The 23,061-nt window shown below is 59.4% G+C and carries 23 protein-coding genes, 4 tRNA genes and 1 pseudogene; 21 read left to right on the top strand and 7 right to left on the bottom strand.

Annotated features, from left to right (window positions below; all coding sequences use genetic code 11):
* Positions 1 to 164: 164 nt before the first annotated feature.
* The 9 genes from AB4N80_RS13645 to pyrF all read left to right on the top strand — a co-directional run bounded on the left by AB4N80_RS13645 (position 165) and on the right by pyrF (position 7,463).
* The gene (locus AB4N80_RS13645) at positions 165 to 1,190 is read left to right on the top strand and encodes an NAD(P)H-dependent glycerol-3-phosphate dehydrogenase (protein WP_122565943.1); all 1,026 of its coding nucleotides are present in this window, start codon (positions 165 to 167) and stop codon (positions 1,188 to 1,190) included.
* 30 nt (positions 1,191 to 1,220) lie between these two features.
* Entirely contained in the window at positions 1,221 to 1,568 is a 348-nt protein-coding gene (locus AB4N80_RS13650; protein ID WP_053123936.1) for a DUF4389 domain-containing protein, read from the top strand.
* On the top strand, positions 1,565 to 2,017 hold the full coding sequence (gene sixA / locus AB4N80_RS13655) for a phosphohistidine phosphatase SixA (RefSeq protein WP_460082463.1): 453 nt from the start codon (positions 1,565 to 1,567) through the stop codon (positions 2,015 to 2,017). The genes AB4N80_RS13650 and sixA overlap by 4 nt, the downstream gene beginning before the upstream one ends.
* Before the next feature lie 54 nt (positions 2,018 to 2,071).
* On the top strand, positions 2,072 to 2,515 hold the full coding sequence (locus tag AB4N80_RS13660) for a hotdog fold thioesterase (protein WP_122565941.1): 444 nt from the start codon (positions 2,072 to 2,074) through the stop codon (positions 2,513 to 2,515).
* A gap of 272 nt (positions 2,516 to 2,787) precedes the next feature.
* Complete coding sequence (locus AB4N80_RS13665) at positions 2,788 to 3,582, top strand: alpha/beta fold hydrolase (protein ID WP_122565940.1); 795 nt, start codon at positions 2,788 to 2,790, stop codon at positions 3,580 to 3,582.
* Positions 3,579 to 4,430, top strand: coding sequence for an alpha/beta hydrolase (locus AB4N80_RS13670; protein WP_460082468.1), 852 nt, complete (start codon positions 3,579 to 3,581; stop codon positions 4,428 to 4,430). The genes AB4N80_RS13665 and AB4N80_RS13670 overlap by 4 nt, the downstream gene beginning before the upstream one ends.
* 129 nt (positions 4,431 to 4,559) lie before the next feature.
* Positions 4,560 to 5,378: a DUF4892 domain-containing protein gene (locus AB4N80_RS13675; protein WP_122565938.1), complete on the top strand. Its 819-nt coding sequence runs from the start codon at positions 4,560 to 4,562 to the stop codon at positions 5,376 to 5,378.
* A 63-nt stretch (positions 5,379 to 5,441) separates the two neighbouring features.
* Complete coding sequence (locus AB4N80_RS13680; RefSeq protein ID WP_122565937.1) at positions 5,442 to 6,479, top strand: AI-2E family transporter; 1,038 nt, start codon at positions 5,442 to 5,444, stop codon at positions 6,477 to 6,479.
* A 285-nt stretch (positions 6,480 to 6,764) separates the two neighbouring features.
* Positions 6,765 to 7,463, top strand: a complete 699-nt coding sequence (gene pyrF, locus AB4N80_RS13685; protein ID WP_163006712.1) for an orotidine-5'-phosphate decarboxylase — start codon at positions 6,765 to 6,767, stop codon at positions 7,461 to 7,463.
* 172 nt (positions 7,464 to 7,635) lie between these two features.
* On the opposite strand, the gene AB4N80_RS13690 is transcribed toward pyrF, so the two are convergent.
* Positions 7,636 to 8,640: an NADP-dependent oxidoreductase gene (locus AB4N80_RS13690; protein WP_122565935.1), complete on the bottom strand. Its 1,005-nt coding sequence runs from the start codon at positions 8,638 to 8,640 to the stop codon at positions 7,636 to 7,638.
* 224 nt (positions 8,641 to 8,864) lie between these two features.
* Here AB4N80_RS13690 and AB4N80_RS13695 point away from each other — a divergent pair, with 224 nt between their 5' ends.
* From AB4N80_RS13695 to AB4N80_RS13710, 4 genes and pseudogenes are all read left to right on the top strand, one after another.
* A complete protein-coding gene (locus tag AB4N80_RS13695) occupies positions 8,865 to 9,626 on the top strand; it encodes an SDR family oxidoreductase (RefSeq protein WP_122565934.1) in 762 nt (253 codons plus the stop codon).
* 206 nt (positions 9,627 to 9,832) lie between these two features.
* Positions 9,833 to 11,221, top strand: a complete 1,389-nt coding sequence (locus AB4N80_RS13700) for an aminotransferase-like domain-containing protein (protein WP_122565933.1) — start codon at positions 9,833 to 9,835, stop codon at positions 11,219 to 11,221.
* Positions 11,222 to 12,213: 992 nt separating this feature from the next.
* A pseudogene (locus tag AB4N80_RS13705) lies at positions 12,214 to 12,390 on the top strand (HAMP domain-containing protein); the annotation flags it as partial.
* A 204-nt stretch (positions 12,391 to 12,594) separates the two neighbouring features.
* Complete coding sequence (locus tag AB4N80_RS13710; RefSeq protein WP_420480621.1) at positions 12,595 to 13,299, top strand: methyl-accepting chemotaxis protein; 705 nt, start codon at positions 12,595 to 12,597, stop codon at positions 13,297 to 13,299.
* 193 nt (positions 13,300 to 13,492) lie between these two features.
* On the opposite strand, the gene AB4N80_RS13715 is transcribed toward AB4N80_RS13710, so the two are convergent.
* Positions 13,493 to 14,251, bottom strand: coding sequence for a hypothetical protein (locus tag AB4N80_RS13715; RefSeq protein ID WP_122565931.1), 759 nt, complete (start codon positions 14,249 to 14,251; stop codon positions 13,493 to 13,495).
* Positions 14,252 to 14,624: 373 nt separating this feature from the next.
* Here AB4N80_RS13715 and AB4N80_RS13720 point away from each other — a divergent pair.
* The 5 genes from AB4N80_RS13720 (at position 14,625) to AB4N80_RS13740 (ending at position 15,908) form a co-directional block, all read left to right on the top strand.
* Positions 14,625 to 14,700 (top strand) — tRNA-Glu (locus tag AB4N80_RS13720).
* A 2-nt stretch (positions 14,701 to 14,702) separates the two neighbouring features.
* Positions 14,703 to 14,778: transfer RNA gene (locus AB4N80_RS13725), tRNA-Gly, on the top strand.
* 105 nt (positions 14,779 to 14,883) lie between these two features.
* A tRNA-Glu gene (locus AB4N80_RS13730) sits at positions 14,884 to 14,959 on the top strand.
* 3 nt (positions 14,960 to 14,962) lie between these two features.
* Positions 14,963 to 15,038, top strand: a tRNA-Gly gene (locus AB4N80_RS13735).
* A 237-nt stretch (positions 15,039 to 15,275) separates the two neighbouring features.
* Entirely contained in the window at positions 15,276 to 15,908 is a 633-nt protein-coding gene (locus AB4N80_RS13740; protein WP_072406398.1) for a LysE family translocator, read from the top strand.
* A 21-nt stretch (positions 15,909 to 15,929) separates the two neighbouring features.
* Here AB4N80_RS13740 and AB4N80_RS13745 read toward each other — a convergent pair whose 3' ends face one another.
* The 4 genes from AB4N80_RS13745 to AB4N80_RS13760 all read right to left on the bottom strand — a co-directional run bounded on the left by AB4N80_RS13745 (position 15,930) and on the right by AB4N80_RS13760 (position 20,687).
* Entirely contained in the window at positions 15,930 to 17,186 is a 1,257-nt protein-coding gene (locus tag AB4N80_RS13745; protein WP_460082477.1) for an aminotransferase-like domain-containing protein, read from the bottom strand.
* 58 nt (positions 17,187 to 17,244) lie between these two features.
* A complete protein-coding gene (locus AB4N80_RS13750; RefSeq protein WP_305467903.1) occupies positions 17,245 to 18,390 on the bottom strand; it encodes a trans-sulfuration enzyme family protein in 1,146 nt (381 codons plus the stop codon).
* A complete protein-coding gene (amrS, locus tag AB4N80_RS13755; RefSeq protein WP_460082481.1) occupies positions 18,387 to 19,871 on the bottom strand; it encodes an AmmeMemoRadiSam system radical SAM enzyme in 1,485 nt (494 codons plus the stop codon). Before amrS ends, AB4N80_RS13750 begins: the two co-directional genes overlap by 4 nt.
* Before the next feature lie 102 nt (positions 19,872 to 19,973).
* Positions 19,974 to 20,687: a YczE/YyaS/YitT family protein gene (locus AB4N80_RS13760; protein WP_122565928.1), complete on the bottom strand. Its 714-nt coding sequence runs from the start codon at positions 20,685 to 20,687 to the stop codon at positions 19,974 to 19,976.
* Positions 20,688 to 20,885: 198 nt separating this feature from the next.
* Here AB4N80_RS13760 and AB4N80_RS13765 point away from each other — a divergent pair, with 198 nt between their 5' ends.
* A complete protein-coding gene (locus tag AB4N80_RS13765; RefSeq protein ID WP_122565927.1) occupies positions 20,886 to 21,317 on the top strand; it encodes an Lrp/AsnC family transcriptional regulator in 432 nt (143 codons plus the stop codon).
* Between the two features lie 19 nt (positions 21,318 to 21,336).
* Here the strand turns inward: AB4N80_RS13765 and AB4N80_RS13770 are convergent, their stop codons facing one another.
* Complete coding sequence (locus AB4N80_RS13770; protein ID WP_122565926.1) at positions 21,337 to 22,206, bottom strand: helix-turn-helix domain-containing protein; 870 nt, start codon at positions 22,204 to 22,206, stop codon at positions 21,337 to 21,339.
* Positions 22,207 to 22,506: 300 nt separating this feature from the next.
* On the opposite strand from AB4N80_RS13770, the gene AB4N80_RS13775 reads away from it, so the two are divergent.
* Both AB4N80_RS13775 and AB4N80_RS13780 read left to right on the top strand, forming a co-directional pair.
* Positions 22,507 to 22,701, top strand: a complete 195-nt coding sequence (locus AB4N80_RS13775; RefSeq protein WP_008070254.1) for a Flp family type IVb pilin — start codon at positions 22,507 to 22,509, stop codon at positions 22,699 to 22,701.
* 153 nt (positions 22,702 to 22,854) lie between these two features.
* Positions 22,855 to 23,049 (top strand): Flp family type IVb pilin, encoded by a 195-nt coding sequence (locus tag AB4N80_RS13780; RefSeq protein WP_122565925.1) that lies wholly within the window; start codon positions 22,855 to 22,857, stop codon positions 23,047 to 23,049.
* Positions 23,050 to 23,061 lie beyond the last annotated feature (12 nt).

Genomic DNA, 23,061 nt, shown 5'->3' on the forward strand with positions numbered 1-23,061 from the left:
GTTAACTGAGCTGAACGACTTTTCCATTCACGTTGACAGCATTTTCCTAGGAATTGGTGGTCAGCTTCCTACAGCTGGCGGTAATTGTTGCCGGGGCTGGTCGCCATCCGGCCGCTCCGTATAATGCCCCGCATTGCCACTTGGTATGGATGAACGGATTGCATATGACTGAACAGCGCCCGATTGCGGTCCTGGGGGGTGGGAGTTTCGGTACCGCCGTGGCTAACCTGCTGGCCGAGAATGGTCACCCGGTGCGCCAGTGGATGCGTGACCCGGAACAGGCCGAGGCCATCCGGGTCAATCGCGAGAACCCGCGTTACCTCAAGGGCATCAAGATTCGCCCGGAAGTGGTGCCGGTGACTGATTTGCAGGCCACCCTGGAGGGCAGCGACCTGTTCTTCGTCGCCTTGCCGTCCAGTGCCTTGCGTTCGGTATTGGCGCCCCATGCCGAACGCTTGAGCGGCAAGCTGTTGGTGAGCTTGACGAAGGGCATCGAAGCCCAGACCTTCAAGCTGATGAGCGAGATTCTCGAAGAAATCGCCCCCAAGGCGCGGATCGGTGTGATTTCCGGTCCGAACCTGGCGCGGGAAATCGCCGAGCACGCGCTGACCGCCACGGTGGTCGCCAGTGAGGATGAGGAGCTCTGCCAACGGGTCCAGGCCGCACTCCATGGCCGCACCTTTCGGGTCTACGCCAGCGCCGACCGTTTCGGGGTGGAGCTGGGCGGGGCGCTGAAAAACGTCTATGCCATCATCGCCGGCATGGCGGTGGCGCTGGGCATGGGCGAGAACACCAAGAGCATGCTGATCACCCGCGCGCTGGCGGAAATGACCCGCTTCGCCGTCAGCCAGGGCGCCAATCCGATGACCTTCCTGGGATTGGCCGGGGTGGGCGACCTGATCGTCACCTGTTCCTCGCCCAAGAGCCGCAACTACCAGGTCGGCTTTGCCCTCGGCCAGGGCTTGAGCCTTGACGAGGCCGTGTCGCGCCTGGGTGAAGTGGCCGAAGGGGTCAACACCCTCAAGGTGCTCAAGGCCAAATCCCAGGAGGCGGGGGTGTACATGCCGCTGGTCGCCGGGCTGCACGCGATTCTGTTCGAAGGGCGCACGCTGGAACAGGTGATCGAGCTGTTGATGCGTGGCGAACCGAAGACCGACGTCGATTTCATTTCCACCAGCGGTTTCAATTGAACCGCTATTGACCGCAAGCAGGAGCGAGCCATGAACGATCCGCAAGGGCAACCCCAATACGAATCCATCCTGCTGCGTGTGCTGTGGATGGTGGTCTATCTGCTGGTCTGGCAGGTGGCGCAATTCATCCTCGGCGCCGTGGTGCTGGTGCAATTGATCTATCGACTGATCTACGGCGCGCCTAGTGCAAGCCTGATGAACTTCGGCGATAGCCTGAGCCAGTTCCTGGCCCAGATCGGCCGCTTCGGCACCTTCCACAGCGACCAGAAGCCGTGGCCGTTCGCCGACTGGCCGACCCCGCGCACGCCGGAAGGTGAAGCGCCACACGCCGTGGCACCGGCCCCGCACCCCGTCCGTGACGAGGAGCCGAAGCTATGAAACTGTGGATATTGCGGCACGGTGAGGCCGAGCCCCATGGTGTCCGCCCCGATCCGGAACGGGTCTTGACGGCGCATGGCCGCGAGGAGGTGTTGCTCAGCGCCGGCCGGTTGATGGGCGAGCCATTGCGGGCCATCTATGCCAGCCCTTATGTGCGTGCCCAGCAGACCGCGCAACTGGTGCGCGAAGCACTGGGTTTCGAACCTGAACTGATCACCGTCGATTGGCTCACGCCGGAGACCCGGCCGACGGAGGTGCTAAGGCATCTGGAGGACCAGGACGATGTGCTGCTGGTCAGCCATAACCCGTTGGTGGGCAGCTTGCTGGGCTTACTGCAGCACGGCCATCTGCAACAACCCGAGCAAGTGCAGACGGCTGGCCTGGCCGAGCTGGAAGGCGATATGCCGCTGGCCGGGGCGATGACGCTCAAGGGCATCAGGCACCCCTGAATAGAACGGTTGCAGCACTTTGGGCAAAACGACAATCACACAGGAAGGGCAACGATGAGTCTGTGGCGCACCACCCCCGACATCGAGAAACTGAACGCCGCCGGTAAAAACACCATCAGCGAAGTGCTGGACATCCGGTTCGAGTCCTTCGACGACGAATCCCTGACCGCCAGCATGGTGGTCGATCAGCGCACCCACCAGCCGTTCGGCCTGTTGCACGGCGGTGCTTCGGTGGTGCTGGCCGAAACGGTCGGGTCCATGGCTGCCTACCTCTGTGTGGACCCCACCAAATTCTATTGCGTGGGCCTGGAAATCAACGCCAACCACCTGCGCGGCGTGCGCAGCGGGCGGGTGACCGCCACGGCCCGGATGGTTCACCTGGGCCGTACCACCCAGGTCTGGGACATCCGCCTGGTCAATGACGAGGGCAAGGTCAACTGCGTGTCGCGCCTGACCATGGCGGTGGTGCCGTTGGGCGAGCAGCCGCCGGCGCGTTGAAACGAGGTTAATCCGCCCCCTGTGGCGAGGGGATTCTCTGTGGGAGCAAGGCTTGCCCGCGATGGCGGCGATGCGGTCTTTCAGAAATCGAGTCGCCTGTGTCGCGGGCAAGCCTTGCTCCCACAAGTCTCCTCGCCACATGGGGCAGTGCTTACAGCTTGATAGCCCCATAGCCCAAGCCCGACTGTCATCATTCCTGTCAGTTACGGTCATTGCCGCGCCGTCGGGTTCTGCGGACAATCTGCCGCAGTTCCCCCAATGGATCGGCTGTCATGTCGCAACAGATTTTTTTCGCCCACGCCAATGGTTTTCCCTCGGCCACCTACGGCAAGCTGTTCGCCGCATTGGCGCCGCAGTACCAGGTCGCGCACCTGGAACTGCACGGCCATGACCCGCGTTTTCCGGTGGACGATAACTGGCACAACCTGGTGGACGAACTGATCCATCACCTGGAACAGCAACCGGCGCCGGTGTGGGGCGTTGGTCACTCCCTGGGTGGTGTGTTGCATCTGCACGCGGCGTTGCGCTGCCCTCAGTTATATCGCGGCGTGGTCATGCTCGATTCGCCGGTGCTGACCCGTACCGACCAGTGGGTGATCCTGGCTGCCAAGCGCCTGGGGTTCATCGATCGCCTGACCCCGGCCGGCCGGACCCTGGGACGGCGTGAGGAGTTCGCTGACCTGGAATCCGCCCGGCAGTATTTTGCCGGCAAGACACTGTTCCGCAGCTTTGATCCGGATTGTTTCGACGCCTACCTGCAACACGGCCTGCAGCAAGTCGGCGACCGACTGCGGCTGCGCTTCGACCCGGCCACGGAAATCAGCATCTACCGCGGCGTGCCGCACACCAGCCCAGGTCGGCCTCGTAAGCTCAAGGTGCCGCTGGCCGTGGTGCGCGGCCGGCAGAGTCGCGTGGTGATGCGGCATCACACCCGTTCGGTCGGGCGCATGCTCCATGGCGAATCCCTGAGCATGCCCGGCGGCCATATGTTTCCCCTCGAACGTCCACAGGACACAGCCAACCTGCTCAAGAATCTGTTCCAGCGTTGGGAAGGGCGCAGCGCATGAGTGTGGTCGAGGAGGTCCGCCTGAGCCTGCCTCACATCGAACTGGCGGCGCACTTGTTCGGCCCGGAAGACGGTTTGCCGGTGATTGCCCTGCACGGTTGGTTGGACAACGCCAACAGCTTCGCCCGCTTGGCGCCCAAGCTTGAGGGGCTGCGGGTGATTGCCCTGGACATGGCCGGTCACGGTCATTCCGAACATCGGCCGCCGGGCGCCGGCTATGCCTTGTGGGACTACGCCCATGATGTGCTGCAAGTGGCCGAGCAACTGGGCTTGAAGCGCTTCGCCCTGTTGGGGCATTCCATGGGCGCCATTGTGTCGCTGGTACTGGCCGGCTCTCTGCCGGAACGGGTGACGCACCTGGGGTTGATCGACGGGGTGATTCCTCCTACAGCCAAAGGTGATAACGCGGCCGAACGCATGGGCATGGCCCTGCAAGCCCAGTTGGATTTGCAGCAAAAACGCAAGCCGGTCTACAAGACCCTCGAGCGGGCCATCGAAGTGCGCATGAAGGGGCTGGTGGCGGTCAGCCGTGAGGCTGCCGAGTTGCTGGCCCAGCGTGGCCTGATGCCGGTGCCGGGGGGCTACACCTGGCGCACCGACAACCGCCTGACCCTGCCATCGCCCCTGCGCCTGACCGAGGACCAGGCCATGGCGTTCGTCGCCCGGGTCGGTTGTCCGGCGCATCTGGTGGTGGCGGCCGAAGGCATGCTTGCCCAGCACCCGGAATTGCTGGAGCGTCTACCCTTCAGTCATGAGCAGTTGCCGGGCGGCCATCATTTGCACCTGAACGACGAGGTCGGTGCCGCGCTTGTAGCAGACTGTTTCAATCGGTTCTTCACCGCTCCTTGACTTGCGCCGGGCAACTGTCGAGGCTGGGCGGGTTGAAAGGGAGACAACCATGACAGACCTCTGTTTGCCAGCCTCGCGGCACATCGACGACGCCCGTTGCGTTCAAGCGTCCCAGGCAAAGCCGATCCGATGAAATTATCCGCTCACTCACTCGTCCTGCTGGCGCTGGCCTGCCTCAGCCCGGCGTCGTTCGCCGTCGATGTGCCGGGCAGTCGCGACCTGGATCGCGTGCCGCGCATGCCCGATGCCCAGATTGTCGATTACCGGCAGACCAGCGACCTGGAACGTGTCTACCCCATGGGCTCGATCCGCAAGATCAGTGGCCAGTTGCGCTTTGACGGCCAGGTCGATGCCCGTGGGAATGTCACGTCGGTTACCTATGAACTGCCGCCGGAACATTCCGCCACCCAGGCCTTCACCGCGGCTCGCGAAGCGTTGCAGAAACAGGGTGCCGAGCTGTTGTTCTGGTGCCAGGCCCGCGATTGCGGCGAAAGCAGCCTGTGGGCCAACGACGTCTTCGGCAATGCCAAGCTCTATGGCGCCGACAACGGCCAGGCCTTCCTGCTGCTGCGCCTGGCGCCGCCCGCGGACAACACTCTGATTGCGCTGTATGCCATCACCCGCGGCAATCGCAAGGCCTACCTGCATGTCGAGCAGTTCGAGGCGAATGCTGCGCTGGGGGACTTGCTGCCGACCTCGGCCACCCTGCTGCGCCAACTCAAGGACACCGGTGTCCTGGACTTGCCGCGTCTTGCCGGTGAGCCGGACGACACCTGGTTGCGCCTGTTGTCCCGGGCGCTGAACCTGGACACGGGCCTGCGGGTCAGTATCGCCGGTCCCCGGGCCGAGGACTGGCTTGAGGCGCTGGCGGGCCAGGGTGTCCGGGCGGCGCGCATGGAGGCCGCCAGCGGCGAGGCGGCGGGATTGCACCTGGAATTGCTGCGCTAAGCTGTTTCGGGGCAGCGGGTTCACACCGTTGCCCCGGTCCTGTTCATTTTTTCGAGACCCTACATGCTCAATAACGATCGGCTGTTGGTGCAGATCCTGCTCCTGGTGTTGTTCGGCGCAAGCCTCTGGGTCATGGCGCCGTTCTGGTCGGCGCTGTTCTGGGGTGCGGTGCTGGCGTTCGCCAGTTGGCCGTTGATGCGCCTGCTGACCCGTTGGGTCAATGGCCGCGAATCCCTGGCGGCGGCGTTGCTGACGGTGGGCTGGATGCTGTTGGTGGCGGTGCCGCTGGTGTGGCTGGGGTTCAACCTGGCCGACCATGTGCGCGATGCCACGGCGTTCATCAGGGACGTGCAGGTCGACGGCTTGCCGGAAGCGCCCGTCTGGCTGGCCGGCGTGCCGCTGGTGGGCGGGCGACTGGTCGGCATCTGGAACAGCATCGATCAGCAGGGCGCGGCCATGATGGTGTCCATCAAACCGTACCTGGGGCAGGTGGGCAACTGGCTGTTGGCGCGCAGTGCGCAGATCGGCGGTGGCATCCTCGAACTGACCCTGAGCATCGTATTCGTGTTCTTTTTCTATCGCGACGGCCCGCGCCTGGCGGTGTTCGTCCACGGGTTGCTGGAGCGTCTGATCGGCGACCGTGCCGGTTACTACATCGAGCTGGTGGCCGGTACGGTGCAACGGGTGGTCAACGGCGTGATCGGCACCGCGGCGGCCCAGGCCGTGCTGGCGCTGATCGGTTTCCTGATCGCCGGGGTGCCGGGGGCGCTGGTGCTGGGGATCGTCACGTTCCTGCTGAGCCTGATCCCCATGGGGCCTCCCCTGGTCTGGATCCCCGCCACGGCGTGGCTGGCATGGAAGGGTGAATACGGAATGGCGGTGTTCCTCGGCATCTGGGGCACGTTCATCATCAGTGGTGTGGACAACGTGCTCAAACCCTACCTGATCAGCCGAGGCGGAAACCTGCCCCTGGTCATCGTGTTGCTGGGGGTGTTCGGCGGATTGATCGCCTTCGGGTTCATCGGCCTGTTCATAGGCCCGACCCTGTTGGCGGTGGCGTACAGCCTGTTGACGGACTGGAGCAAAAGCCAGGCTCGATAGTTTGAATGCCGAGCATTTGTGGTCCGAGCACCAGTGGCGAGGGAGCTTGCTCCCGCTGGGTTGCGAAGCGACCCCAAACCAATCACCTTGATCTACCTGACACACCGCGTTATCTGGCTTTAGGGCCGCTGCGCAGCCCAGCGGGAGCAAGCTCCCTCGCCACGGGGTTGCGGCATAGCGCAGTGCCATGTCGGGGGGCGATGAGATTTACCGATCATCGGGTCCCGCACGGGCGCTCGTTCCGCTACAATGCGCGCCGATTTCGACTTGCCTGAGAGCCCGCTCATGTCCGCCTGCCAGACGCCCATTATCGTCGCCCTGGATTTCCCCGCCCGTGACGCCGCCCTGAAGCTGGCCGACCAGTTGGACCCCAAGCTTTGCCGGGTCAAAGTCGGCAAGGAACTGTTCACCAGTTGCGCTTCGGAAATTGTCGGGACCCTGCGTGACAAGGGTTTCGAAGTGTTCCTGGACCTGAAATTCCACGACATTCCCAATACCACCGCCATGGCGGTCAAGGCAGCTGCGGAGATGGGCGTGTGGATGGTCAACGTGCATTGCTCCGGTGGCCTGCGCATGATGGCGGCCTGCCGTGAAGTGCTGGATCAGCGCAGCGGCCCGAAACCGTTGCTGATCGGCGTGACCGTGCTGACCAGCATGGAGCGCGAGGACCTGGCCGGGATCGGTCTGGACATCGAGCCCCAGGAGCAGGTGCTGCGGTTGGCGGCGCTGGCGCAGAAGGCCGGCCTGGACGGTCTGGTCTGCTCGGCCCTGGAGGCCAGCGCCCTGAAAGCGGCCCACCCGTCGTTGCAACTGGTGACCCCGGGGATTCGTCCGGCGGGCAGCGCCCAGGACGACCAGCGTCGCATCCTGACCCCGCGCCAGGCGCTGGATGCGGGGTCCGATTACCTGGTGATCGGTCGCCCGATCAGCCAGGCCGCCGATCCGGCCAAGGCGCTGGCGGCGGTCGTGGCCGAACTGGCCTGATCAAACACTGAGAACCCCTTGATGTGGGAGTGAACCTGTGGGAGCGAGCTTGCTCGCGATAGCGGTGCATCGGTCAATATCAATGTTGACTGACGCGGCGCCATCGCGAGCAAGCTCGCTCCCACAGTTGTTTTGTGTAGACTTGAGAGCCAGCTCCCCCAGTTGATGTGTATCAGACCTTGAGTACGAGTTTCCCGAAGTTCTCCCCACTGAACAACTTGGTCAGCGTCTCGGGGAAGGTCTCCAACCCTTCGACGATGTCTTCCTTGCTCTTGAGCTGCCCCTTGGCCATCCAGCCGGCCATTTCCTGTCCGGCGGCGGCGAACTGGGAGGCGTAGTCCATGACCACGAAGCCCTCCATGCGTGCCCGGTTGACCAGTAGGGACAGGTAGTTGGCGGGGCCCTTCACCGCTTCCTTGTTGTTGTACTGGCTGATGGCGCCGCAAATCACCACGCGGGCCTTGAGGTTCAGGCGGCTGAGCACGGCATCGAGGATGTCGCCCCCGACGTTGTCGAAATACACATCCACGCCTTTGGGGCATTCGCGCTTGAGACCGGCGTGGACGTCTTCGTTCTTGTAGTCGATAGCCCCGTCGAAGCCCAATTCATCGACCAGGAATTTGCATTTGTCGGCGCCGCCGGCGATGCCCACCACACGACAGCCTTTGAGCTTGGCGATCTGCCCGGCGATGCTCCCCACCGCACCGGCGGCGCCCGACAGCACCACGGTCTCGCCGGCCTTGGGCGCGCCGACGTCCAGCAGGGCGAAATAGGCGGTCATGCCGGTCATGCCCAGGGCGGACAAATAACGGGGTAGCGGTGCCAGTTTCGGATCGACTTTGTAGAAACCCCTTGGCTCGCCGAGGAAATAATCCTGCACGCCCAGGGCACCGTTGACGTAGTCCCCGACCGCGAACCCGGGGTTGTTCGAGGCGATCACCTGGCCGACACCCAGCGCTCGCATCACTTCACCGAGACCGACCGGCGGGATATAGGACTTGCCCTCGTTCATCCAGCCGCGCATGGCCGGGTCCAGGGACAGATATTCGTTCTTCACCAGGATCTGGCCGGCTGCCGGCTCGCCCACCGGTACTTGCTGATAGGTAAAAGTCTCGCGGGTCGCGGCGCCTACCGGGCGTTTGGCGAGCAGGAACTGGCGATTGGTCTGGGCAGTCATGGTTGGCACTCAAGATGAATGAAGACTTGTTGATAGACCTTCGAAGCATTTGCCGCAAGGTTCGCAGCCTCAGCGAATGCACTTCGATCCAACCCAGTGATAGTGCCTCCAGGGCCGTTATCACTGGCGCCCATGAACGTTCAACCGGCATCTGGATAGTGCTGCCGTGCCACGGGAGGCTGTGGCTACACTGGCGCGACCCCGCATTCTTCGAGGAATTGACAATGAGCATGACGTTTTCCGGACAGGTCGCCGTGGTAACCGGCGCCGCCGCAGGCATTGGTCGCGCCACGGCCCAGGCGTTCGCGGCAGAGGGCCTGAAAGTGGTTGTGGCCGACCTGGACGTAGCGGGCGGCGAGGGCACGGTGCAGTCGATTCGTGATGCGGGCGGCGAAGCGGTGTTCGTGCGCTGCAACGTGACGTTGGAAAGCGATGTGCAGCAGCTGATGGACGAGGTGATCAAGACTTACGGACGCCTTGACTATGCCTTCAACAACGCCGGGATCGAGATCGAGAAGGGCAAGTTGGCCGACGGTACGCTCGACGAGTTCGACGCGATCATGGGCGTCAATGTGAAGGGCGTCTGGTTGTGCATGAAGTACCAGTTGCCCTTGCTGCTGGCGCAGGGCGGCGGTGCTATCGTCAACACGGCCTCGGTGGCCGGCCTGGGCGCTGCGCCGAAGATGAGCATCTATGCCGCTTCCAAGCACGCCGTGATTGGCCTGACCAAATCGGCCGCCATCGAATACGCCAAGAAAAAGATTCGCGTGAATGCGGTCTGTCCGGCGGTGATCGACACTGACATGTTCCGTCGCGCCTATGAGGCGGACCCGAAAAAAGGCGAGTTCGCCAATGCCATGCACCCGGTGGGGCGTATCGGCAAGGTCGAGGAAATCGCCAGCGCCGTGCTCTATTTGTGCAGCGATGGCGCGGCGTTCACCACTGGCCATTCCTTGGCGGTGGACGGCGGGGTCACGGCGTTCTGAGGACGGTTCCCTGAGCTTGTAGGACGAAGCCCGCACTGGTTGCGGGCTTTTTCTTTGGGCGGTGAAAAAAAGCTCGGAGCGGCCTATCAATGTGTTTCAAAGGGTGAGAATCGGCGGTTTTGGCGACGTTGTCGTACATCGTTGGCGGGTGGCCTGTGCTTAACTGTTTCCGGAAATAAAACAAACGCTTAGGAGCTTGGTTACTCATGGAGTTGAGAATCGACCGGCAGGCCTTGGTGCCTGTCGTGCAGCAAATCGTCGACGCGCTGACCGGCTGGATCCGACAGGATGCGGTGCAACCGGGGACTCGCCTGCCGTCCGTGCGCCAACTGGCGCGGCAGAACCTGCTCAGCCAGTCCAGCGTCAATGAAGCGTGTGAGCGCCTGGTTGCCCAAGGCCTGCTGGCGTCCCGGCATGGCTCCAGCTTTTTTGTCGCACCACCTCCTGCATCCGGGCACACGTGCACTGACCCGGATCGGTGGCAAGACACGCTCGCCGAGGGCGGTGATTCCTCGCAATGGGCGTTGAAGCTGGGATGTGGCGGGTTGCCCGAGAGCTGGCGTGAAAGCGATGACCTGGGTTATGCGATCCGGCAGGTCACCCGCACCGATATGGCGGGGCTGTTCAACTACAGCACGTCGCTGGGGCTGCCCGCCCTGCGTGAACAGCTGTCCAGGCGCCTGAAGCAGCTCAATATCGAGGCCGATAAAGACCTGATCCTGACCACCACCGGGGCCTCCCATGGGCTGGACTTGATCGTGCGGACACTGTTGCAGCCAGGCGCCTGCGTGGTGGTGGAGAGCCCCGGTTATCCAAGCCTGTTCGACCTGCTCAAGTTGCACAAGATCGACATGATCGAACTGCCCAGGACCCCGCGGGGCCCGGACGTTGATGTGTTGCAAGAGTTGTTGGCGACACATCGGCCCAGTGCGCTGTTCGTCAACAGTGCCTGCCACAACCCGACCGGCAGCAACCTGGCACCGGCCGTGGCCCAACGGTTGCTGCAACTGACGAAGCAACACGCCGTGCTGGTGATCGAAGACGATGCCTATGGCGATTTCCAGAACTCGGCGCGGACCCGGCTGGCGGCGCTGGATGCCGACGTGGTCTACGTGGGCAGTTTCTCGAAGACCCTGAGCAGTTCGTTGCGCGTCGGTTTCGTAGTAGCCGGGCCGTCCATCATCGCGCGCCTGAGCGAGGTCAAGGGCATTACCAGCATGGGCGGGTCGCGGTTCTGTGAGTCGGTGCTTGCCAATCTCTTGGCCAACGGGGCCTATCGCAAACTGGTCCAGCGCCAGCGGCAGCGTTTGGGCGTCGATACGGCGGCACTGCTGCAGGTATTGGAGGATGCTGACTGGGAGGTCTTTGGCAAACCCGCTGGCGGGCTTTTCATCTGGGCAAGATCGCCAATGAGTGACTACGCTGGATTACAACGTCTGGCCAAGCGCTTCGGCGTGTTGCTGTCTTCGCCCACGGCCTTCAGCCCCTCGGGCGCCGACAGCGACTGGCTACGGATCAACGTGGCCTATGCCCGTGATCCCCGGGCGCTGGGTTTTTTCCGGGCCGCGGCTCTGGATCGACCTCAAGTGTCCTGAAAACGACGCGGCTGTAGCTTTTTGCCATTATTCCGACGCCAGCACCTTGTGTTGCAGGGCGTCTCGTTGCGAATCTGCAATCAACACACACTGGCAGAGGACTGAGCGCAATGATTTCGGCCGTGCAAGGACGTTTTGCCAACCTGGGTATGGCAAAAAAACTGGGTATCGGATTTGTCCTGGTGCTGCTGTTGACCGCTGTGGTCGCGGCCATCGGCGTCTGGTCCCTGCAGACCATCAGCTATCGCTTCGATGGCCTGAAACAGATGTCGTCCCTCAACAGCGGGTTGCTCAAGGTCCGGCTGCTGGAGCAGGAATACGCCTCGCGTTCCGACCCCAAGACGGCCGATGCCCTGCGCCAAGGGGTCGACGGGCTGCTGGCCCTGGCGAACGAACTCAAGGCGCAGTCGCCTGCCAACGTGCCGGTGATGAACGACGTCGAGCAGGCGCTGGGGGCCTATCGCAAGGCATTCGACGAGTTTGTCGGGTTGAGCCAGAGCAAGGACCTGGCGCTGGAAATGGCCAGTTGGTCGGTGTCCAGCGTGGCCAACAACCTCGATGTGCTGCAGGCCGGGCTGGCGGATGACGGCACCTATACCTTGAAAGACTCCGAAGGCAAGGAAGGAGCCGAGTTCATCGAACAGGCCAACCAGATCAGCGAAGTGTCGCGGCTGATGCTGCAAGCCATGAATGAAGCGCGGGTTCGCTTGGACCAGAGCCGCAAAGGCAATGTTGAGGGCGCCGGTGAAGGCAGCATCGAACAGGCCGAGCAGGCCATGAAACAGGCCGAAGCGCTCAAGACTACGGTCAAGGACCCGGGTTACCAGACCGTGCTGAACGAAGTGGCCGGGCATATCGCCGGGTTCAATGAACAATTGGCCGAATACACCGGCCTGCTGGCGAAGGAAAAAATCGTCTACCAGCAACTGCACGAGCGTGCCGCCCAGGTGGTGGAGCGGGTTGACCAGGCCTTCAGTGCCGAAGACCATGCCATGCAGAGCGAACTGAAGAAGAATTCGCTGCTGATCATCGGTTCGTCGGCCTTGGCATTGCTGGTGGGGTTGATCGCAGCGTGGGTCATCACCCGACTGATCGTGACGCCGCTGCGCAGTGTCATTCGTGTTGCCCAGCGGATCGCGGCGGGCGACTTGAGCGCCACGGTGGAAGTGACGCGCCGGGACGAGATTGGCCAGTTGATGCAAGCGATGCAACAGATGGGCGCCGGGCTGAGCAGTATCGTCAGCGGCTTGCAGGCCGGGATCGAGCAATTGGCCAACTCGGCTCAATCGTTGTCGACGGTGACCGAACAGACCAACCTGGAAGTCAGCAGTCAGAAAGAGGAAACCGAGCAGGTTGCCACGGCCATGAACCAGATGACGGCCACGGTGCACGATGTCGCACGCAATGCCGAAGAAGCGGCACAAGCGGCCCAGACCGCCGACGACAAGGTCGAAAGCGGCCAGCAGGTGGTGCGCCAGAGCATGGTGCGCATCGAGCAACTGGCCGATTCGGCCACGTCGGCCAGTTCCAGCATCGAAAGCCTCAGCGCCGAGATCCAGAACATCGGCACGGTGCTGAGTGTGATCAAGAGCGTGGCCGAGCAAACCAACCTGTTGGCCCTCAATGCCGCTATCGAAGCGGCCCGCGCCGGGGAGCAGGGCAGGGGGTTTGCGGTCGTGGCCGATGAGGTGCGGGCCCTGGCCAGGCGCACGCAACAGTCCACTGAGGAAATCGAGCGGCTGGTGAGTGCCTTGCGCTCAGCGGCCCAGGCTTCCGTGCAGCAGATCCAGAGCAGTGGCGAGTTGGTGAAGATGGCCGTCAGCGACGCACTGCAGACCGAGAGCGCCTTGGGCAGCATTGCGGCGGCGGTGTCGTTGATTCAGCAGATGAACCAACAGATCGCCGCGGCGGCCGAGCAGCAGAGCTCGGTGGCCGAAGAGATCAATCGCAGTGTCACCAGCATTCGCGCCAGCGCCGATCAATCGTCCCTGGCGATGCGCGGCAATGCCGCTTCCAGCATCGAGCTGGCGCAGTTGGGGATTGAGCTGAAAGGGATGGTGGGGCATTTCAAGTTGTGACAAAGACGATGCAGCTTTTGTGGCAGCTCTTGTGGCGAGGGGATTTATCCCCGCTGGGGTGCGTAGCACCCCCAACAAGTTGTCTTGGTCCGTCTGAGCAGATCGAGCTATCTGATTTCAGGGCTGCTGCGCAGCCCAGCGGGGATAAATCCCCTCGCCACAAAGGGGAAGGCTTGATAGCCCGGCCCTAGTATCAGTCGTAGACCTTCTTCTTCTTCCACTCGTCGTTTATTTCGTCGTCCTTCAAGCCCTCGGTCAACTGGTTGACCTCGCCCTCGACCGGCTGGGTGCTGGCCAGGACCTGGGCATTGGCGCGGGCCAGGAGTTTCTCCAGGTAGGCCAGTTGTTCGGCGTAGACCTGTGGTTCCTGTTGCTTGCGCAGGTACTGCACGCCGCGTTCGAAGGCCAGGCGGGCCTGCCCGGGTTGTTCTTGTTGCAAAGCCTGCTGGCCGAGGTTGTTGAAGAACTCGATGTGCAGCAGCACCAGGATGTGCCGCACTTCACGGATCCAGCGCTTGGCTTCGTTGGGTGGCAGGAAACCGTCCTGGGCGGCGCGGGTGATCTGGCCGTGCAAGGCTTCGAGTAGGAAACGAACGTCCTTGGCCTTGGCTTCGGTCTGGATCGGTGCCGGCGGATTGCTCACCGGGATCGACTCCCCCTGGGCAGCCAGTGCGCTCAGTTCGTCCAGGCGTGCCTTGACCGCGGAATTGGTTTTATCCAGGTTCAGCAGGCGCTGGCAGACATTCATCTCAAGGCGGGTCATCAACAACTTCAAGGCTGGCGTCATCAACTGCCCGGGGAAGGTTTCGGTGAGCTCGCCACAGCGACGCATGCGGTCGTTGAGTTCTACCTTGGTGCGGGCCTTTTCCAGCTTGTTGTTTTCCACCACGTGGTTCATGTAGCCAATGGCGATCAACAGGGCGATCCCGGCTACGACGAGCAGGGTGATCATGAGTGGTGTCACCGGTAAGACCTCTTTATTAGGGTACGCATGTCATGAGTGTAGTGGCTTGGCTTTTAAGCGCATAGGCCCGAGCGACGTGATTAGACGGGCGTCGTGCTGTTTATAGGAAGCATGACCGGGTGGGAGCACATTGCCATCATTTGCCGGGCGCGACTATAGCGCCTCGGCGGACGACAGAATATAGGCGTCAGAGACCGGACGAGCAAAATGTGTGGATCGCCCCCTCAAACCGGGCGAAGTCGTTGATTTAAATAAATTTATATCTGGGGGTTGACGACCCTCCAATCCATCCATAGAATGCGCGCCACTTACAGCGTAAAGCACTCAGCCAAACGCTCTAAGTAGTGAATGTTGTACGTGTGTCCCCTTCGTCTAGTGGCCTAGGACACCGCCCTTTCACGGCGGTAACAGGGGTTCGAGTCCCCTAGGGGACGCCAATGCGGGAATAGCTCAGTTGGTAGAGCACGACCTTGCCAAGGTCGGGGTCGCGAGTTCGAGTCTCGTTTCCCGCTCCAATTTTAAGCAGCGTTGCTTTCGGGCAGGGCTGAGTGAAGCCAGAGCCGACATCTTCGGATGCGGGTTTGGGCACTGAAATACACACCATGTGTTTCAGTTAGCGTGTCCCCTTCGTCTAGTGGCCTAGGACACCGCCCTTTCACGGCGGTAACAGGGGTTCGAGTCCCCTAGGGGACGCCATTTGCGGGAATAGCTCAGTTGGTAGAGCACGACCTTGCCAAGGTCGGGGTCGCGAGTTCGAGTCTCGTTTCCCGCTCCAAATTAAAAAAAACGCCGCTCATACGAGCGGCGTTTTTTTATGCGCGTGAAAAGGCCATGGTTTTTAACGAACGATTTTGTTGTCTGAGGGCGCTTTCCGCGCTTTACCTTAATAATGAAGGTGACGCGAACGTACTTCATGCAAAACTTAAGGGAAAACGCTCAAGAAGATTAATAGTTCATTCCTAAAGAAAAGCACTTCTCCTAACCTTCCAGTACCCGTTCTGGAGGTGCACTTATGCTGATTTTTGTTAAATCGATGGTCATTGGGCTGTGCATTGCCGCCCCTGTGGGACCTATTGGGCTGCTGTGCATACAGAGAAGCCTCATGCTGGGATGGCGAGCCGGTTTCGCGACGGGATTAGGGGCCGCCACCGCCGATTCGATCTATGGATTCATCGGGGCCCTGGGGGTCACGGCCATCATCGCGACGCTCATCAGCTTTAAACCTTGGTTGTGTATCTTTGGCGGGCTGTTCCTCGCCTACATTGGCTATCAGACAATACGATCGAAGGGCGGCGCGACCGCCATGGCGGGTGAGCGGGCCAACATGTTCAAAGCCTACTCGACCACGCTGTTCCTGACCCTGTCGAACCCCATGACCATCTTGTCGTTCATCGCGATATTTGCCGCGTTGAGTGATGGCATGGCCAGTGATCAAGGCGGCCAGCACGCCTTGCTGCCAATGGTGACCGGTATATTCCTGGGTTCGGCTGCCTGGTGGCTGGGGTTGAGCGGGTTTTCCTCCATTTTCAAGGCGCGGATTGCCGAATCGAAGCTGAGGCTGATCAACTACTTTTCAGGGGCGACCATCACCATTCTGGGGGCCTACCAGGTCGCCACTGGCGTCATGCTGGCTACGGCAACCTGATCTGATCCGCGTAACGAGGTCTTACTGCAGTCTGGACTCAACATACGCCCTGAAACGGCCTATTGCCTGGGTGACGTCCGGGGCGGTGGCATTGCTGAATGAAAGCCTGACCTGGTTAGCCGCTTCATTCGTCAGCGAAAATAAAGTGGTGGGGAATACGATCACCTTGAACTGCTGGGCGCATTCGCGCATTTCGCAATACCCAAAAGCGAAAGGCAGCTGCAGATTGATGAAGAAGCCCCCTGCCGGATGGTTCCAGCTGACCGTTCTTTGGCCGCCGACCTTGGGTGGGAATTCACGCTCCAGGCATTCAAGCATGTGGTTTCTTTTGTTCGTATAGGACAACACCCTGGGTTGGTTCAGCCCTTTCAACGAGTAGTCGTTCTCGATCAGCAAGCCGGCGACGACCGCTTGGCACAGGGCAGGGGTGTTGACGGTGAGCAAGCTCTTGGCCTTGCACAACTTTGTGCTGAACGACATGACGCCGGGGCCCTGCGGCGGGACCACATACCCCATGCGCACGCCCGGAAAAATCGATTTGGCAAAGGAGCCCAGCAAGAACACCCGACTGCTGTCGATGGACTTCATGGACGCAATGGCATCGCCTTCATACCTGAAGTAACGGTAGGCCGTGTCTTCCAGAATGAAAAAATTCTTTTCACTGGCCAAGGAAAGCATGGCTGTCCTGGCGTGATAGGAAAGGCTGTCGGCGGTCGGATTGCTGAAGTCCGGAATGGCATAGAGTGCTTTGGTTTTTTCCCCTCTGGATTCAAGTTCTTCAATGATCTTGCGCAGGGCGATCGGGTCGAGAAAGGCCGCCATGGGGACGGGGACTATTTTTATGCCCAGCAGTTTTGCGATGCCCGTGACCCCGGAAAACACCGGGTCAGGCACCAATAAAACCCCGCCGCCTTCAAAGATGGACAGGAGCGTCAAGGTACAGGCTTCCTGAAACCCCAGGCACACCACGATGCTTTCAGGGTTGGAGACGGTTATCCCTTCATCCATCTGCAAATGAGTGGCGATTATTTCATTGATGATTCCCGAGGTTTTTCCATATTGGCAAAGCAGCGTCGCCAGTGATTGCTCGGTGCCGGCAACGTGATGTTTGTATCGGGCCAGTCCCCTGTCGATGAGAGAAAGGTCGCACTGCTGATCGTCGGGTCGACCGGAGGCCAGTGAAATGGCCTTCGGGTTTTCCTGGGCGATGGAATTCAGAAGGTGGATGACGTTCAGGATGGGGTCATCGAATATCGTGTTTTCGAATGCGCTGGACACTTTTTTCTCCATAAAAAAAGCAACGAGCCAGTGAAGGCTCGTTGCTTGTGCTGACACGTTATGCAGGATCGAGTGAGTGTTTCTGATCGACCTTGCTTTCCATGGTTTCGAATGCCTGTAGCAGGTCCTCCTTGAGGTCTTCAAGATCCTCCAGGCCAAAGCACAATCGAACCAGGCCTTTCTCGATGCCCATGTCCGCTTTTTCCTGATCCGTCATCGAGGCGTGGCTGCCACTGAAGGGTTGAGCGACCATCGAGGTCACGCAGGCCATACCGGTGCCTGTGCCAAACCATTTGAGTGCGCCGGTGAATGTTTTATAAAAGGGCACCAGGTCGGGCCGTATATCAACAAACACGATGCCGCCATAACCGGTCAACTGCTGGCCATCGATGCGTGGGTAATAGACATGCTCGATAAAAGGCAGCTCGCGCAGATAGTTGAGCATGCTTGCTGTCGTCTGGCTGTGTTTTTCCATGCGCAGGTTGAACGTCTGCATGCTCCTGCGCAGCAACCAGGCGCTATTGGGGGTGAGTATCGTGCCTGAGTAGAAGCGGCCCTCAAGAAGACGGTTGTAAATCGTCTCATTGTTGACCAGCACCAGCCCTCCCATGACATCACTGTGTCCAGAGAAGTATTTGGTGGCGCTGTACAGGGAAATGTCGGCGCCAAAATTCAACGGCTTCTGAAAGATTGGTGTGGCCCAGGTATTGTCGACGACCACCAGCGCCTGCGGGTTGTGTTGCTTGACGGCCCGGCTGACCGCGTGGATATCAATGTCTTTCAGGAACGGGTTGGTCGGTGTTTCGAAAATGACCATGTCGACGTTCGCCGGCAAGTCCTTCAACCCCTCTGCCGTGGTGAGATCCAGAATCGCCAGGTGCGCGCCGATACGTGCCGCATAGCGCTGGAACAATTTATAAGAACAGCCATAGATGTATTTGTTGATGACCAGCGAAGCTCCCGGTTTCAACAGTTCCAACACCATATAAATCGCGCTCATCCCGGTGCTGTAGGCCAGGGCATATTCGCTGCCTTCCAGGGACGCGACGACCTGTTCCAGTTCACTCACATTGGGATTGGCTTTCCTTGAATAGAAGAAGGCCGAGTCAGCGTTGAAAGCGCTGCACTGATAAATAGGTGTTACCGAAGGGTGGGCGTCCCGGTCATCCACCTTGATATGAAGTATTTCAGTAGACGTTTTCATGCTTGGCTGACCAGTTTGATGACCTGTTCATACATGTTTTGCTTGCCCTCGTAACCCACGGTCGGGGTGATGTCATTTTGCGAAATGCCAATCTCTTCAATCGACTCCGTCGGGAAGTGAGCCCTGTCGAAGACTTCATGAAGGTTGGAGTTCACGCCGTTGGGGAGCCAGACCTCAGGGCCTGTTTCATCGATGCGAGCCTTGGCAATGATGAATCGATAGCTTTCATGCGGGCGCAGGGTCAGTGATTTCCACTCGCTGTTATGTCCGTCCGTGTAGTTGCGTCGCAGGTAGACGGTCTGTTCGAAGTCTTCGGTATTCAGCACTTGGGCGTGCAGTGACACGATGTCCCCGTGCCATTCGAACTTGCGTTTCTCGTAAGTGCTCAACGCATCCTCGCGCAGCTCGACGGGGGCGTTCGCCTGGTGTTCGCCGAGTAATTTGAAATGCGCATCATGCCCGCATTGAGAGCAGCACCCTTTACTGTCCAGTCCGATGATTTCAGCGTTCAAGCCATAACGAGTGACGAGCAGGGCGTTACAGTGGTTGCAACTGGTGTTGGTCCCCTCGACGTCATTCACGTTCCCCAGGTACACGTGCTCGACTCCCATGCTGCGAGCTATGTCCCGAGCCTTCAGGAGTCTGTCCACAGGTGTACGGATGCTGTTGCTCATCTTGTAATCGGGGTGAAACCTGACGAAGTGCAGCGGTACGTTCGGGCCCAGTTCATCCAGGACCCACTGGCTGATTTTCCGGGCCGTTTCTTCGTCGTCGCTGATGTCGGTCACCATCAAGGTGCTGACCTCGACATATTTGCCGGCGTCATAGACTTTCTTGATACCAGCCAGGACGGGTTCTACCCAGCCGGTGGTGACCTTGCGGTAGTATTCCGGGGAAATGGATTTCAGCGAAATCGAGAAAATATCGATGACTGGCAATAACTCATCAATGGCTTCTTCACTGATGAAGAATGCCGATTTATAGAGATTGATCAGGCCTGCTTCCTTGGCCAGCTTTGCCGTGTCGAGGATGAATTCGTGCCAGACGACGGGATCGTTATAGGTCCAGGAAATGACGCGTATGCCGTGCTTGAGAGCGGTTTCCACTACCTGCTCAGGGGTGTAGTAGTAAACGTCCTTGTCGGTGACGTATTTGGCCTGCGATGTCTTCCAGTTATGACAGTAACCGCAGTTGAGCATGCAGCCGATATTGCCCAGGGACAGAATCCGCTCCCCAGGGGCAAAGTGGAAAACGGCTTCGGTTTCGATGGTCTCTTCGGTGCTGTGAACGCCTTTGCCGTAGTTCAATGTAACGAGCCTGCCCCCACGGTTTCCGCGCACTTTGCAAAAACCTACCTTGCCTTCCTGGATGACACAGTTGCGTGGGGAAAGATGACACTTCACAGCGCCCCCGGGGAGTATTTCTTCGAGTTTTGCCGGGCTGCTTTCCAAGGTCCAGTTTTTATTTTTTGTAGTGTCCATCTTTCACTCCTCATCACGGAAGTTGCCATCAATAGCATCGGTTTGAAAAAGTCGAGGCGAAACAATTCTGCCGCCCTACAGGGCAGTCATAGTTATGGGTTATTAGTAAGCGGATGAAGCGCTCATCAATCCATAGTTTTTAAGCGCAAAGCGCTTGGCATTCATATTCATGAACGGTTGAATAAGCGGGCCGATCACCAGCAGAAATGCAATCGTGCCTATACCGAAGGGCCCGCCTAAAAGCCAACCGCTGGAAAAGATGCCGATTTCAATGAGCATTTTGGCTTTGGTGAACGACCAGTTCCATTTGGAGACCATGGTCAGCACCACCAGGTCCATGATCCTGATGCCGATACCGCTCATGATGATCAATGCGGAGGAATAGGCACACAGCACCAGCCCCGAGGCCAATAACGCGTACTCATTCAGCCTGACGATCAAGTACTCGCCGAGTCCCAGCCACGACCAGAGATCAATCAACAGCCCGGTCAGCGTGGTGGTAATGAAGGGACTTATCGGCGGGTATTTTTTGTTCCAGAGCATCCACCATGTCAGGAAAAACAGCGACACGATCGCCGAGCAAACACCCATGCCCAGCGTGAGTATTTTATCGATGGAGATGATCAAGACGTCTAAAGGATCAGTACCCAGTTGACTGATGATGAAGCACTTGGCGCCCAGCGAAAAGAAACTGACACCCATCAGGTACATCAGTAACTGATCTTTCTTGAAATACCGAAGACTTAGGACTTGCGTGCCAATGTGTTGAACGAGCGGGTGAGGTTTTTTTTCACACTTTTTCTTTTCATCTTCCATGCGAGCGCCATCCCTGGAGAGAATATTTTATTATGAGTGCGTCACGCAAAAGAGCAGGGCTGTTGATTGCCCGGATTCTTTTCTGGTCTTTCAGGCTGGAAATAGACTAGCGCCATGCTTTATTTTGGTGCATGCTTTTTTTAATGAAAAACGCGGGCTTTTCATTAAAATTTATACTTTTAACCGGGGAAAACGCACATGGATCGTATAGACGTCAAAATCCTGGGTAAGGTACAGGACTGTGGTCGCATTTCCATCACAGAGCTTTCCAAGCACGCGGGGCTTTCTATTCCTGCCACTAACGACAGGTTGCGCAAACTTGAAGACTCCGGGGTCATCAAGGGCTATTGCGCTCAGTTGGATCCGACCAAGCTGGGCTACGGCATATCGGCTGTCGTTGGCATCACCACCCTCAAGCCGGCGAAAGCCAAATTGATCGCGACACTCACCGACATACCCGAAGTCGTCGAGTGCCTGCACATCACGGGAAACGACTCCTATCTGATCCGGATCTACGCCAGATCCATGGCAGAGATCGAGGACATCATTGCGAAAATCAACGCGTACGGTGAGACGCGTACCAGCATTGTCCTGTCCATTCCTATCGAGAGAAGAAAGCTCGTCCCGTGAGCCAGGGCGTCGGCCACCATCAACCCTCAAGGCTGTGTACCAGGTTTTCAATCGCTTCCAGGGCCGCCTCATCCGGAGGCGGCGGAGTAGGATTTGCACTGCGCATCTGGTACGCGAGCCGGTACTCACTGGGCGTGCAACTGGCGTATTGCTTGAAGGCGCGGGCGAAGTAGGACGGGTCCTTGAAGCCGGCCTCGTAGCCGATGCTGGTGATGGGCATCTGGCTGTTATCGAGCAGTTCCTTGGCGAAGCTCATGCGTTTGTTCAGCACGTAGTCGGTGAAACCGAGCCCATTGGCTTCCTTGAACACCCGGCTGAAGCGAAACGTCGTCATGCCGCAGCGCTTGGCCAGGTCGCGCTGATCGATGCTGTCGCGAAAATGCTGGTCGATGTACAGCATGATGTGACTGAGGGCCTGGTGCTTCTGGTGCCCTGAGGTCAGGCGAATGCTGTCCGGCAGGGTCGGGGAGTGGTCGATCTGCGAGGTCTTTCCCCGGCCGTTGGCATGGCGGCGCAGCTCACACAGTTGTGACACGGCCGTGAGGTAGCGCTTTCGTTCGGCGACAGACAGGGGCAGCACCATGTATTCCCAGACACTGGAGCGCATGGCCCACACCGCCAGCTCTTCGGAGTGCTGCACGGTGAACATGGTGATGGGCGTGCCCGGCACGATCCGCTTGATCTCCAACAGGCGTCGCAGGCCCGCCGTGTCCGGGCGGTCGAAATGGATGCAGATCATGTCGGCCTGTTCCGCGCTGGACAGCATGGCGTTTTTTGCCAGCGTGCAGTCGCACGTGTCCTGGAACAGGGAGACGAGTTCCTGGGTTGAACGATCATGAGTCAGATCGACCCATAACAGCTTTGGCTTTGCAGTCGGATTTGACGCCATAGGACGACTACCCACAAGTGCTTGCTGCCCTTTAGCTAGCAGTATTGTCACAGTGCCATTACTTCGCCGAATAAATTTTTATAAAAGTCCGATCGTTTAGCGCCATCCGTCGGCATGGGACGCCCGTTCGCGCTGTCCAGGGCGGGATTTCCCGCCCCCGGGGCCTTTCCCATCCGGCGCAAAAAAATCCTAGCGATGTGCAAAATCCTCCTAACGGCGATGACCACCTGCTGACTAGGGTTGCATCAGGCAGTTCGAAATGGATTGCCCCTGATAAACAACCCCGATGAGGTGTGCGAAATGACTCTTCAAACAATCAAGGCTTCGGTGCTGAAGTTCGCCAAAGATGAAGATGGCCTGACCATTGTGGAATACGCCGTGGCCGGTGGGTTGATCACCGTATTGGTGGCCGCGGCGTTTGTGCTTCTGGGCGGTGCCGTGAATACCAAGATCCGCGCACTGTGCCAGGCGGTCAACGGCAACGTTGCCTGCTGACAGTAACTTGCGCTGAAGGGGACACGGTCACTTTCAAGGAATACCGCTTGCGACTCTTTTGCAGTGAGTACAACGAATCAATCAAATGGACTTCGCGCTGTCCCCTCAAACAAGTTTCCTAGCAGTAACTCTGATTAGCGTGAGGTTCATGAAATGACTTTCCAGACAATAAAAACTTCGATCAGTACGTTCGCCAAAGATGAAGACGGCCTGACCATCGTGGAATACGCGGTGGCGGGGGGCTTGATCACGGTGTTGGTGGCGGCGGCGTTCGTCCTTCTAGGCGGTGTCGTGGATACCAAGATCCGGGCGCTGTGCCAAGCCGCCAATGGCAACGTCGCCTGCTAACGATAACCACCC

It is taken from the genome of Pseudomonas sp. H3_A02 (genome assembly GCF_054671965.1).